At 72.6% G+C, this 12,189-nt stretch carries 11 protein-coding genes; 7 read left to right on the plus strand and 4 right to left on the minus strand.

Annotated elements, in window-relative coordinates:
* Positions 1–68: 68 nt before the first annotated feature.
* The 6 genes from AB0J55_RS09975 (at position 69) to AB0J55_RS10000 (ending at position 8,517) form a co-directional block, all read left to right on the plus strand.
* The gene (locus AB0J55_RS09975) at positions 69–1,103 is read left to right on the plus strand and encodes an NAD(+)/NADH kinase (RefSeq protein ID WP_364245350.1); all 1,035 of its coding nucleotides are present in this window, start codon (positions 69–71) and stop codon (positions 1,101–1,103) included.
* A complete protein-coding gene (locus AB0J55_RS09980; protein WP_364245353.1) occupies positions 1,100–1,846 on the plus strand; it encodes a thiamine pyrophosphate-dependent enzyme in 747 nt (248 codons plus the stop codon). The genes AB0J55_RS09975 and AB0J55_RS09980 overlap by 4 nt, the downstream gene beginning before the upstream one ends.
* Before the next feature lie 86 nt (positions 1,847–1,932).
* A complete protein-coding gene (locus AB0J55_RS09985; RefSeq protein WP_364245356.1) occupies positions 1,933–3,198 on the plus strand; it encodes a GAF domain-containing protein in 1,266 nt (421 codons plus the stop codon).
* Between the two features lie 237 nt (positions 3,199–3,435).
* Positions 3,436–4,851 carry a hypothetical protein gene (locus tag AB0J55_RS09990; RefSeq protein WP_364245359.1) on the plus strand — a complete coding sequence of 472 codons (1,416 nt, stop codon included), beginning with the start codon at positions 3,436–3,438 and terminating at the stop codon, positions 4,849–4,851.
* Positions 4,848–5,822 (plus strand): glutamate ABC transporter substrate-binding protein, encoded by a 975-nt coding sequence (locus tag AB0J55_RS09995; protein ID WP_364245362.1) that lies wholly within the window; start codon positions 4,848–4,850, stop codon positions 5,820–5,822. Before AB0J55_RS09990 ends, AB0J55_RS09995 begins: the two co-directional genes overlap by 4 nt.
* A 55-nt stretch (positions 5,823–5,877) precedes the next feature.
* Positions 5,878–8,517 carry a tetratricopeptide repeat protein gene (locus tag AB0J55_RS10000; protein ID WP_364245365.1) on the plus strand — a complete coding sequence of 880 codons (2,640 nt, stop codon included), beginning with the start codon at positions 5,878–5,880 and terminating at the stop codon, positions 8,515–8,517.
* A gap of 54 nt (positions 8,518–8,571) precedes the next feature.
* On the opposite strand, the gene AB0J55_RS10005 is transcribed toward AB0J55_RS10000, so the two are convergent.
* A complete protein-coding gene (locus AB0J55_RS10005; protein ID WP_364245368.1) occupies positions 8,572–9,165 on the minus strand; it encodes a PaaI family thioesterase in 594 nt (197 codons plus the stop codon).
* A 237-nt stretch (positions 9,166–9,402) separates the two neighbouring features.
* Between AB0J55_RS10005 and AB0J55_RS10010 the strand changes: the two genes are divergently transcribed.
* Positions 9,403–10,737, plus strand: coding sequence for an MFS transporter (locus AB0J55_RS10010; RefSeq protein ID WP_364246019.1), 1,335 nt, complete (start codon positions 9,403–9,405; stop codon positions 10,735–10,737).
* A 79-nt stretch (positions 10,738–10,816) separates the two neighbouring features.
* Here the strand turns inward: AB0J55_RS10010 and AB0J55_RS10015 are convergent, their stop codons facing one another.
* From AB0J55_RS10015 to AB0J55_RS10025, 3 genes are read right to left on the minus strand one after another with little or no spacing between them, the layout of a single operon-like run.
* Positions 10,817–11,284: a hypothetical protein gene (locus tag AB0J55_RS10015; protein WP_364245371.1), complete on the minus strand. Its 468-nt coding sequence runs from the start codon at positions 11,282–11,284 to the stop codon at positions 10,817–10,819.
* A 5-nt stretch (positions 11,285–11,289) separates the two neighbouring features.
* The gene (locus AB0J55_RS10020; protein WP_033263345.1) at positions 11,290–11,844 is read right to left on the minus strand and encodes a SigE family RNA polymerase sigma factor; all 555 of its coding nucleotides are present in this window, start codon (positions 11,842–11,844) and stop codon (positions 11,290–11,292) included.
* Between the two features lie 4 nt (positions 11,845–11,848).
* On the minus strand, positions 11,849–12,157 hold the full coding sequence (locus tag AB0J55_RS10025) for a hypothetical protein (RefSeq protein ID WP_364245375.1): 309 nt from the start codon (positions 12,155–12,157) through the stop codon (positions 11,849–11,851).
* Positions 12,158–12,189 lie beyond the last annotated feature (32 nt).

Here is a 12,189-nt window from a genome sequence, read left to right on the forward strand (position 1 = left end):
CCCTGCAACCCTTCCGCCCGCGCCGATCGCGGGGTCTCCTGTTCTGCGAAGCACGACAAGGAGGTCAGGTGGGCGAAACGGTGGCGGGGATCGTCGCGAACCCGGCTTCGGGGCGGGACATCCGCCGGCTGGTCGCGCAGGCTTCGGTGTTCCCCACCGCGGAAAAGGCGAACATGGTCCAGCGGCTGCTGGCGGCGTTCGCCGTCACGGGGCTCGACCGCGCGCTCGTCTCGACCGATCTCGGCGGGATCTCCGCCGCGGTCCTGCGCGCCCTCGGCCGCGGCGGGACCTGGCCGAAGGTCGACTTCTGCGCGGACGATCCGATCACCGGCACCGCGGCCGACACGACGAACGCGGTGCGCCGGATGGTCGAGGCCGGCGCCGGGGTCATCGTCGTCCTCGGCGGCGACGGCACAGCCCGCGTGGCTGCAGCCGCGTGCGAAGACGTGCCGATCCTCGCCCTCTCCACCGGCACCAACAACGTCTTCCCGCAGGTGCGGGAGGCGACCGTGGCCGGCCTGGCCGCCGGGCTGATCGCCACCGGGCAGATCGATCCCGACCTCGTCACCCACCGCGTCAGCGTGCTGGAGGTCGTCACGAAGGCGCGTCGCGAGATCGCGCTCGTCGACGTCTGCGTGTCGCTGAGCAGGCACATCGGGGCGCGGGCGCTGTGGGACCCGTCCTCGCTCACCGAGCTGTACTGCACCTTCGCCGAGCCGGACGGAATCGGCCTCTCGAGCGTTCCTGGCCAACTCTGCCCCAGCCCGCGGTCGAGCCCGGACGGCGTGGCGCTGCAGCTCGGACCGGTCGGGGAGACGCCGTACGTCGTGCACGCGCCGATCGCGCCGGGCCTCGTGCGGCCCGTCGGGGTGCGCGGCTGGGGACTCTTGCAGCCCGGCGTGCGCGTCGAACTCGCGGCCGCCGGCGGCGTCATCGCGCTCGACGGCGAGCGGGAGCTCGAGCTGAAGACCGGGGAGAGCGCGTTCGTCGAGCTCAAGCCGGACGGGCCGTGGGTCGTCGACGTCCGGGCGGCGATGGCAGAGGCGGCGCGGAAAGGGCTGCTGCGCACGGAGACCGAACAGGGGAAGGAGCGTCGAAGATGACTGACGCCCTGCGGGGTGCGTATCGCGTGATGTGCACCATCCGGGCCTTCGAAGAGCGCGTCCGCCAGGAGACCGGCGACCGGAGCGCCGGCGAGGAGGCCGCCGCGGCCGGGGTCTGCCTCCACCTCGACGGCCGGGACGTCATCGCCGGCGCCCACCGCCGGCACGGTCACCGCATCGCCAAAGGGGCCGACGTCAGGGCGATGATGGCGGAAGTCCGCGGGCGCCGGACCCGCGTCGCCGACGGCACGCTCGGCGGCATCCCCCTTCTCGTCTGCGGGGCCGCGCTCGCCGCGAAACAGCAGGACAACGGCGGTGTCGGCGTGGCTTTCCTCGGCGACGGCGCCGGCCACCCGGGCGCGACGTCGGAGGCGCTGAACCTCGCGTGCGCCTGGAACCTCCCCGCCATCTTCGTCGCGGAGGACAGCGGTTACGCCGATCGGGTGGCCGCGCTCGGCATGCCCGGTGTGATCGTCGACGGTGCCGACTTCTTCGCCGTGCACGAAGCGGCGGGCGAGGCGATCGGCCGCGCCCGCGGCGGCGGAGGCCCGACCCTGATCGAGATCGCGCCGGGTGAAGGCGGCTTCGAGCGGTTCCGCGCCCGCGTCACCGACAGCGGTGAGCTGGCAGAACAGGTCCTCGACGACATCGACACCGAAGTCGCGAAGCTCATCCAGGACTCGCTCTCCACCGCGACAACCGCGCCGGACGGCCCGCGAACCGACGTCTACGCCCGCTACTGAACCGGGCAAAGCGCGATGTGCGCCACCTTCCGATCACCGCAGCGAAACGGCAGACTCCGGGGAGGCAAAGGCACAAGGAGCGGCGGTTGGGGCAGCGAGACCTCGAGGCGGCGTTGCCGGCCGGGGCGGATCCCCGGCGGCACGCCCGTGTCCTCGCGCAGGTGCACGAAGCGGCCCTGAGCGGCAAACCGCCGCCCAGCCGCCCGCGGGCCGTCATCGGCGCGTCCTGGCAACGCATGCGCCGCCTCGGCATGGACCCCGACAGCCGGGCCGCCGCTCCCGTCCTGAGCTTCGAACAGCTGGAAGCGCGCCGCCGCGCGAGCGGGCTGGCCGAGGCGCTGCCGACGCTGCGCGACGGCCTGATCAGCCTCGCCGAGCAGGCCGCGCACATCATGGTGATCGCCGACGCGGGCGGCGCGGTCCTCTGGCGCGACGGCAGCGCCGCGGTCCGCCGCCGCGCCGACCGGCTCGGGTTCGTCGAAGGCGCCGACTGGCAGGAAGAGTCCGTCGGCACCAACGCGATCGGCACCGCGCTGGTCGCGCGCACCCCGATCCAGATCTACTCCGCCGAGCACTACGTCCGTGCCCAGCACGGCTGGACCTGCGCGGCCGCGCCCCTGCACGACCCGCGCGACGGCAGGCTGCTCGGTGTCGTCGACCTCTCCGGGCCGGCGTCGACGGTCCACGCGACGACGTTGGCGCTGGTAGACGCCGTGACGCGGCTCGCGGAGTCCCAGCTGCGCACCACCCACCTCACCGAACTCGAACGGCTCCGCGGCTTCGCCGTGCCAGTCCTGGCGAAGGTCGGCGGCGGCCCGGCCGTGGTCGCCGACGAGCACGGCTGGGTCGCCGCGGCCGCCGGGCTCGCGCCGGTCGACCGGATCGCGCTGCCCACCGGCCTCACGCCCGGCCGGGTCTGGCTGCCGGCGTACGGCAGCTGCGCCGTCGAGCCGGTCCCCGGCGGCTGGCTGATCCGCCTGACCGAGACCGAAGCGGCCCCGCCCACCCGCGTCGTGCTCGACGTCCGGTCGCCGCGCGAGCCGGAGCTCACCGTGGCCGGCGCGGCCGGGACCTGGACGCACCGGCTGAGCCCGCGCCACGCCGAGATGCTGTACGTGCTGGCCAGCCACCGTGGCGGCCGCTCGGCGTCGGAGCTGTCGGCGGACCTGTTCGGCGACGCCGGGCGCACTGTCACCGTCCGCGCCGAGATGTCCCGGCTGCGGCGCCACTTCGGCGGCATCCTCGGCGCCAAGCCGTACCGCTTCGCCGACGAGGTCGAGGTGGTGGTCCGGCGGCCGCCGACGCCCGAAGCCGTGCTCCCGCACTCCCTCGCCCCGGCCATCCGCGGCTGAGTCCACTGTGGACAAGGGTGGCCACCCGTCGGAGAGCCGCGACGAACGTCACTCGAACAGGTGAAGCGCGGGTGAGCGGCTTGCACGCCGAGATCACGTGCTGATGACAGCGGGCGGTGCCGGTGGCTGCGCGCGCGGCGACTCGGCTACCTTCTGCGGGTACGGCTCACAGAGCTTTTCGGGGGATCCGGGGTGGGGAAACCCGCAGCCCCGGAAGGTACGGGGAGGAATTCGGGGATGACCAGCACTGCGACGGCCCCGGGTCCCGCGGCGCCCGCGCCAGGACCCCCACCGTCGCCACCGGACGGCCGCGACCGCACCGGGGGCCGCAGCGGCCTGCTGGGGCTGCTGGACCTGCCCGGCCAGGGCGTCCGCGCGATCGTCCGGTCCGCCGCGACCACCCCCGGCCGGCTCACCGTCATCGCCGTCGGGCTGGTGCTGCTGTCCCTCATCGCCGGGCTCGTCGCGACGCTGTCGGTGCAGAACCGCGACGACACGATCAGCGGCGTCATCGACCACCGCGAACCCCTCGCCGCCGCCGCGCAGCAGGTCTACCGCTCGCTCTCGGACGCCGACGCGACCGCCGCGAGCGCGTTCCTCTCCATCGGCACCGAACCGCCGGAGCTGCGCCAGCGCTACGAGCGTGACATCGCCGAAGCCGGTGCCGCGCTCGCCAAGGCCGCGTCCGACGCCTCCGACGTCGCCGACGCGGCCCCGGTCGACGTCCTCAACCAGTCGCTGCCCGTCTACACCGGGCTCGTCGAGACGGCCCGCGCGAACAACCGGCTCGGCTACCCGGTCGGCGCGTCCTACCTCCGCGAGGCCTCCGAGCTGATGCGGGCGAAGATCCTCCCGGCCGCGCAGGACCTCTACCGCGTCGATACCGCGCGCCTGATCGACGAGCAGAACAGCGCGACGGGCTTCCCGTGGGCCGCCGCCATCCTGATGGTCGCGCTGCTGGCCGCGCTCGTCGTCGCGCAGGTCTACCTGACCCGCCGCACCAACCGGCTGCTCAACGTCGGGCTCGTCGTCGCCACGGCCGCCGTCGTGGTCTCCCTCCTGTGGGGCGCGGTCGCGCTGGTCGTGCAGGGCAGCCTGGTCGGCAGCGGCCAGGACGACGGCTCGCACCGCGTCGACGTGCTGGTCCGCGCGCGCATCGCCGCGCTGCAGGCCCGCGCGGACGAAACGCTGACGCTGGTCGCCCGCGGCGACGGCGGGGCGTACGAGAAGGACTTCGGCGCCAACGCGGCCCAGCTCGTCGGCGCCGACGGCCAAGGCGGCCTGCTCGGCGAAGCCCGTGGGCTGATCAAGGACGGCGAAGGCGTCACGAGGGTCGCCGACGCGACCAAGGCCGCGAACGACTGGCTCAAGGCGCACAAGGTGGTCCGCGCCCAGGACGACGCCGGGCAGTACCAGGAGGCCGTCGACTTCGCCGTGCTGGAGGACAAGACCGACGGCTCGGCACCGGCGTTCCGCCGCCTCGACGACAGCCTCCAGGCGGCCATCGACGTCGGCAGGCAGGAATTCCTCGACGACACCCACCGCGGCGACAACGCGCTGACGTTCCTCGCGCCCGGCCTCGCCGTGCTCGCGATCGTCGCCGCGGCCGGTGTCACCATGGGCATCCGGGAGCGACTGAGGGAGTACCGGTGAACAGGCGCGGCATCACGGTCCGGGCGGGCGTGCTGGCGGTCGTCGCGCTGCTGGCGGCGTCCTGCGGCAGCCCCGGCAAACCGGTCGACCCGGCTCCGGTCGGCGACGCGGCCTGGCCGCAGCCCGCGCACGTCGGCGGCCCGGACGCGGCGGCCGGCGGCGGCAGCGACACCAGCTGCAACCCGCTGGCCAGCCTGGCGCCCGACAAGGGCACGTCGATCCCCGACGGCTCGACCATGGCGAAGATCAAGGAACGCGGCAAGCTCATCGCCGGCGTCGACCAGACCACCTACCTGTTCGGGTTCCGCAACCCGACCTCGGGCAACCTCGAGGGCTTCGACATCGACCTCGTCAACGAGATCGCCCGCTCGATCTTCGGCGCGCCCGAAGGCCACGTCCAGTTCCGCGCGATCACGTCGTCGCAGCGCCAGGACGTCCTCGCGCAGCACCAGGTCGACATCGTGGTCCGGACCTACAGCATCACCTGCGCGCGCAAGAAAGACGTCCAGTTCTCCTCCGTCTACTACGTCGCCGGGCAGCGGCTGCTGGTCACGAAGGAGTCGAAGGCGACCAAGCTGGCCGACCTGAGCGGCAAGAAGGTGTGCGCGGCGAAGAAGTCGACGTCGCTGGCGAAGATCGCGACGGACCCGGCGAAGCCGGTGGCGGTCTCGGTGGACAACTGGTCGGACTGCCTGGTGATGCTGCAGCAGGGCCAGGTCGAGGCGGTGTCGACCGACGACACCATCCTCGCCGGGATGGCCGCGCAGGACCCGACGCTGCAGGTCGTCGGCGACCAGTTCACGCAGGAGAACTACGGCATCGGCGTGCCGAAGGACAACGAGGACATGGTCAAGTTCGTCAACGCCGTGCTCGAGAACATCCGCAACAGCGGCGCCTGGCAGAACAGCTACCGCCACTGGGTGGAACCGTCGCTGGGGCCGGCGTCACCGCCGCAGCCGCAGTACCAGTGAGCCGGTCGCGACTAGGATCGATTCCCGCACGTCGTCGGGGATCTGGGAGGTAGCAGTGTCGGAGGAGCCGCGCCGTCCTCGGCACGCCGCACCGGACGACCGGCCGCAGCCGGCCACGCCCGGCAGCAGCTGGCAGCCGCCGCCACCGGTGCGGTGGGAGACGCCGGAGCCGTCGATCTCGGGCCGCCTCGACGAGGGCGAGCCGTCCGGCGGTGAGGAGACGGTCTTCCACGCCCCCGTGCGCCGCCCGCCGACGCCGCCGCGCGGGGCGCCGATCCCGGGCGCGGACGACCCGACCAAGCCGCCCGGCAGCATGAACCCCGTCGTGCCGCCGGTCCAGCCGGTGCCGACGCAGGCCGTCCGCCCGCCGCAGCCCGACGAGCCGCAGCTGACGAGCGTGCTCGCGTCGCCGGCGCCGGAGACGCAGAGCATCATGCCGCCGACGCCGCGGCCGGACACCGGGCCCGGGACCCCGCTGCCGGACCCGGGCACCGAAAGCGTCCTGCCCGAGCGCACCAGCGAAGGACGGCACACCGGAACCGGGACAGGATCGGGCAGTGGCTCGGTCTCGGGGTCCGGTTCGTTCCCGGGCACCTCGCGGCGGACGTCGTCCCGGACGTCGCGGTCCCGCCGCGGCCGGCTCGGCGCCGGGCTGGTCGAGGTGCCATCGGTGCCCGCGCGCGACCCCGCGTCCGCCGTGCTGACGAACCCCGTGGTGTCGGAGGAAAAGCGGTTCTGCGGCAGCTGCAACGCCAAGGTCGGCCGCGGCAAGGACGGCGAACCCGGTTCGCCGGAAGGGAAGTGCGAGAACTGCGGCGCGCCGTTCTCGTTCGTCCCCAAGCTGCAGCCCCACGAGCTCGTCGGCGGCCAGTACGAAGTCCTCGGCGCGATCGCCTACGGCGGCCTCGGCTGGATCTACCTGGCGCAGGACCACAACGTCAGTGACCGCTGGGTCGTCCTCAAAGGACTGATCGACACCGGTGACGCGACGGCGATGGCGGCCGCGGCCAACGAGCAGCGGTTCCTCGCCGAGGTCGAGCACCCGAACATCGTCAAGATCCACAACTTCGTGCAGCACCCGGACGCGCACAGCGGGACGACCACCGGCTACATCGTCATGGAGTACGTCGGCGGCCAGTCGCTGCGGCAGCTCGCCCTGGCGCACCACCGGGAAAGCCGCCGTCCCGAGCCGCTGCCGATCGGCCAGGTCATCGCCTACGGGCTGGAGATCCTGCCCGCGCTCGGCTACCTGCACAGCCAGGGCATGCTCTACTGCGACCTCAAGCCCGACAACGTCATCCAGACGAACGAACAGCTGAAGCTGATCGACCTCGGCGCGGTCCGCCGCACCGACGACTACGAGAGCCCGCTGTTCTTCACCACCGGCTACAGCGCGCCGGAACTCCCGACGCAGGGCGCGTCGATCGCGTCGGACCTGTTCACCGTCGGCCGTACGCTCGCGGTGCTGAGCTTCGAATTCACCGGCTACACCACCAAGTTCAAGACGACGCTGCCCGGCCCGGACGCGGTCCCGCTGTTTGCGCTCTTCGGTTCCTACTACCGGTTCCTGCGGCGCGCGACGCACGCCGACCCGGACCGGCGGTTCCTCTCCGCCGAGGAGATGGCCGACCAGCTCACCGGGGTGCTGCGCGAGATCATGGCGCTCGGCACCGGCAAGCCGCGGCCGGGCGCGTCCACGGTGTTCGGCCCGGAGAGCCGCACCTTCGGCGTGCAGCTGGTGGTGCCCGAAGCCGGCGCCAGCGTGCCGCTGCCCGGCGCGGACGAGGTCGTCGCCGGCCTGCCGATCCCGCAGGTCGACACGGACGACCCGGCGGCGGGCGTGCTCGCCACCACGACCGCGCTCGACCCGCGCGCCGCCATCGAGGCCCTCGCCGGCGCGCCGCGGGAGTCCATCGAGGTCCGGCTGCGGATCGTCCGCGCCCGGATCGAGCTCGGCGAGCTCGCCGAAGCGCAGCGGCAGCTGCAGGCGGCGCAGTACCTGGCGATCAAGAACGGCTTCCCGCACGACTGGCGGATCGACTGGTACCGCGGCCTCATCGAGCTCGCGGGCGGCCGTTCGCGGGTGGCGCACGTCGCGTTCGAAGCGGTGTACGACGACCTGCCGGGCGAGATCGCGCCGAAGCTCGCCCTCGGCATCAGCGCCGAAGGCGTCGGAGACTACTTCGCCGCCGCGCGGTTCTACGAGCTCGTCTGGCGCACCGACCGCACGTACGTCAGCGCCGCCTTCGGCCTCGCCCGCGTGTACCTGGCGCAGGGTGCGCGGGCGAGCGCGGTCGAGGTGCTCGAGACGGTGCCGCCGTCGTCGACCCACTACGTCGACGCGCAGGTCGCGGCGATCAAGATCAAGACGACGGTGACCAAGGCGAACGGCCGCGAGACCCCGGTCACCGAGAACGACCTGCTCGACGCGTCGGCCCGGCTCGAACGGCTCCGCCTGGACGTCGAACGCCAGACCCGGCTGAGCGCGAACGTGCTCGAAGCCGCGCACGAGTGGCTCAAGCACGGCAGGCCGACACCCGGTGCGCGGGTGCTGGGCTGCCCGCTCGAGGAACGCGAGCTTCGGTTCGGCCTTGAGCGCTGCTACCGGGCCCTGGCCCGGCTGGCGGCCACGATCGAGCAACGCGTCGAGCTCGTCGACCGGGCGAACGCCATCCGGCCTCGCACCCTCACCTGACGCCGTCGTGAGTGGTCAGCTCGCCTGACCACTCACGACCGGCGGGGGAGCGGGTCAGGGATTGATCTCCCAGTCGCGCTCGCCGCGTTCCCGCTGGTTCTTCTCGTGCTGCGCGGCGAGCTTGTTCAGCGCCTCGGGGTCCCCGTGGGTGCTGAAGTGCTCGAAACCGACGACGACGAACAACGCCCGCGCGCTCACCGCGATCGGGCCGTCCTCGGCGTCGAGGCGGCCGTCCGCGCTCACGTAGATCTTGCGGCCCGCGATGCCGTCCAGGCGGGCCTCGATGAACAGCGTCGAACCGACCGGGACCGGCCGCCGGAAGTCCGTCTCCAGCTTGCCGGTCACCGCCGGCCGGCGCATCAGGTTGCCGACCGTCGAACCGAGGGCCTCGTCGAACGCGCAGGCCAGCAGGCCGCCGTGGGCGAGGCCGGGCGCACCCTGGTGGGCCGCGGTGACCGTGAACCGCGAGTGCACCACCTGGCCCTCGCCGACCGTCGACCGCAGGTGCAGCCCGGCGTCGGCCTCGTCGCCGCAGCCGAAGCACTCGGCGAAGTGCACGCCGAGCTCCGTGCCCGGCGCCGGGGCCTTCGGGTGCGGGAGCGCCGGCTCCACCGCCACCGGCGGCCAGGGTTGAGAAACACGACTCATGCGCTGACGTTAACCGGCGGGTAAGGAGCCGCCACGCGCGCCCCGGGACGTCGGCGAACCGACCGTACCGGTCAGTAGCCGGAAAGTTCCCCACCGTAGACAATTCCCGGCTCAGGCTGCCGACCTGCAACAGCCGGTCAACACTGGGCCGATGAGCTCGAACAGCCCCACGGGCACTGCACGGGAGGAGTCGTCGCCGGCATGAGCGAACCAGCAGCAACGACGGGCAAACCGTCAGTGGACGAGAGAACCGTCAAGCGCGCTGTGTGGGCGTCGGCCATGGGCAACGCCACCGAGTGGTACGACTACGGCGTCTTCACCTCGGGCGCGATCGCCGCCAGCATCGGCACGCTGTTCTTCCCCGGCGAAGGCAACGCGGTCCTGAAGTCGCTGGCGCTGCTCGCGGTCGGGTTCATCGTGCGCCCGTTCGGCGGGGCGTTCTTCGGCCCGCTCGGCGACAAGATCGGCCGCAAGCGGGTGCTCGCCATCACCATCCTGCTGATGTCCGGCTGCACCTTCCTGGTCGGCGTCCTGCCGACGTACGCCGGCAGCTACAGCATGGGCATCGCGGCGCCGATCGCGATCCTGCTGCTCCGGATCATCCAGGGCTTCTCCACCGGCGGCGAGTACGGCGGAGCGGCGACGTTCATCGCCGAATACTCGCCGACGAAGCGCCGTGGCTTCTTCGGCAGCTTCCTCGAACTCGGCACCCTGGGCGGGTACGTCCTCGGCAACCTCGTCGTGCTGTCCGTCACGCTGTCCCTGTCGCCCGAGCAGGTCGACGCCTGGGGCTGGCGGATCCCGTTCTTCGTCGCGCTGCCGCTCGGCCTGATCGGGCTCTACCTGCGGAACAAGCTCGAGGACACCCCCGAGTTCCGCCGGATGGAAGCCGCGGGCGAGGCACCGAAGAAGGCGCCGCTGAAGGAAATCTTCGCCCGCAACTGGCGGATGATCCTCAACCTGATCGGCATCGTGCTGCTGCTGAACGTCGCGGACTACCTGCTGCTGACCACGATGCCGACGTACTTCACGGACACGTTGAAGATCAACGACAACACGGCGACGCTGATCATCATCGCGGTCGAGGTGATCCAGATGGCGATCATCATCCCGCTCGGCGCGCTCTCCGACCGGATCGGGCGGAAACCGCTGCTGCTCACCGCGGCCATCGGGTTCCTGGTGCTGAGCTGGCCCAGCCTCAAGCTGATGCAGTCCGGCAGCATCCTGTGGCTGTTCGTCGGGTTCCTGATCGTGGCGATCCTGCTGGTCTTCATCCTCGCGGTGATCGGCTCGACGTTCCCGGCGATGTTCCCCACCCGGGTGCGCTACGGCTCGTTCGCGATCGGCTACAACATCTCGACGTCGCTGTTCGGCGGCACCGCCGGGGTCATCGTGACGGCGTTGATCAAGAGCACCGGCAACGAGGACTGGCCGGCGTACTACCTGATGGCGGCGGCGCTGATCGCGATCATCCCGATCATCAAGATCCCGGAGACTTCGCAGGTGCCGATGGAGCAGATCGACACCGAGGACAACAGCGGAAATCTGACCTCCGCGACCGCTCGCGGCTGAGCGGTTTTCGGAAAGCCGTGTGCCCCGTCCGGATCACCGGGCGGGGCACACGTGCGCCGGAAGGTGATCCGCGCCACGGCTAGCGCGTAGCCGTCGGCGGTTCCGGCCGGGTCGCGAGGGTCGGCGAGGACGTCAGCGACCGGGACGTCTCCCGAGGGCCCGCGGACGGCGCCAGGGGAACCGATGTCCGCTGGTGGCGGGACCGGGTGGGGTCCGGCTGGGCCGACGGCGCCGCCGGGGCGATCGACGTCGCCGGAACCGGCAGCTCCGTGGGGGACGGGCTGGGGGAGGTGGTGCCGACCGTGGACAGCCCGGGGCCGGCCGGCTGCACCGGCTCCGGAAGCCCGCCGCGGTGACCGGCCAGGAAACCGGCCACCGCGAGGACGACCGCCGTCGCGGCCGAGGTGCCCGCGACCGCCAGGCGCTTGCGCCGTCGCCGGACCCGGCCGCCGCGCTCGATCACGTCGGTGGCTTCCAGGCGCATCGGCGGCTGCGGGCCGCCGGCCGCGCCGGTCAGGAACGCGCGGACGTCGTCTTCGGGGTCCATGTTCGTCACCTCCCCTCCGTGGGTGCGCTGAAGGTCAGCGCACCGTAGTGCGGGCCGAGCCGGTTGCGCAGCGTCGCCAGGCCACGGGAGGCCTGCGACTTCACCGTGCCGGTGCTGCAGCCGAGCGCCTTCGCCGTCTCTTCGACGCTCAGGTCCTCGAAGTACCGCAGCACCAGCACGGCACGCTGCTTCGGTGCCAGTACGGCCAGAGCCTGCCGGACGAGTTCGTCCTGACCGCTCGCGGCCGGTTCCACCGGGAGTTCCGGTGGCGTGTCGGTGAGCCGCTCCCGTTTCCACCTGCTGCGCCGGTGCTCGGCGAGGAACGTGCGCAGCACGACCTTGCGGGCGTAGGCGTCCAAGGCGTCGTGGCGCGACAGCCTCGGCCAGGCGAGGTACAGCTTGAGCAGCGCGGCCTGCGTGAGGTCCTCGGCCTGGTGCCAGTCCCCGCAGAGCAGGAAGGCGGTCGACCGCAGGCTGTGCGCGCGCTCGCCGAAGTACCGGGCGAACTCGCCGTCCCACGGCGAGCCCGGCCCGGTCGACGGACGGGAGCGGGAGATCACCGGGTTACCGGGTCTCCCACACGGCCGGGAGGTGCAGGTCACCGGTCGGCCCGGCCGGGACGGCGCGGGGGACGCGCGGCGCCGCGCCCGTGCGCGGATTCGTCGTCTCGCGCGGGACGGGCACGGCGATCGGCGGCTGGGGCCGGGTCCGCGTGGTGACCGGCGCGGGCGCCACGGTCGGCTCGCCCGGCCGGGTCACCTGGGTCGTCGGGGCGGCCGGCGCCTGGGCTTCGGAAGCCAGCGCGATGCCACCGGTCAGAGCGCCACCGGCGAGCACGAGCGCGCCGAGGGTCAGGGCGATGCGGATACGCAAGACAGCTCCTCATTCTCGCGGGCGCGGCAGGA

It is taken from the genome of Amycolatopsis sp. NPDC049688 (assembly GCF_040674975.1).
Lineage (GTDB): Bacteria > Actinomycetota > Actinomycetes > Mycobacteriales > Pseudonocardiaceae > Amycolatopsis.

Coding starts and splice junctions, on each gene's coding strand:
- AB0J55_RS09980 (WP_364245353.1), top strand. CDS start 1,100: ATGACTGACGCCCTGCGGGGTGCGTATCGCGTGATGTGCACCATCCGG.
- AB0J55_RS09990 (WP_364245359.1), top strand. CDS start 3,436: ATGACCAGCACTGCGACGGCCCCGGGTCCCGCGGCGCCCGCGCCAGGA.
- AB0J55_RS10015 (WP_364245371.1), bottom strand. CDS start 11,284: ATGGACCCCGAAGACGACGTCCGCGCGTTCCTGACCGGCGCGGCCGGC.
- AB0J55_RS10005 (WP_364245368.1), bottom strand. CDS start 9,165: ATGAGTCGTGTTTCTCAACCCTGGCCGCCGGTGGCGGTGGAGCCGGCG.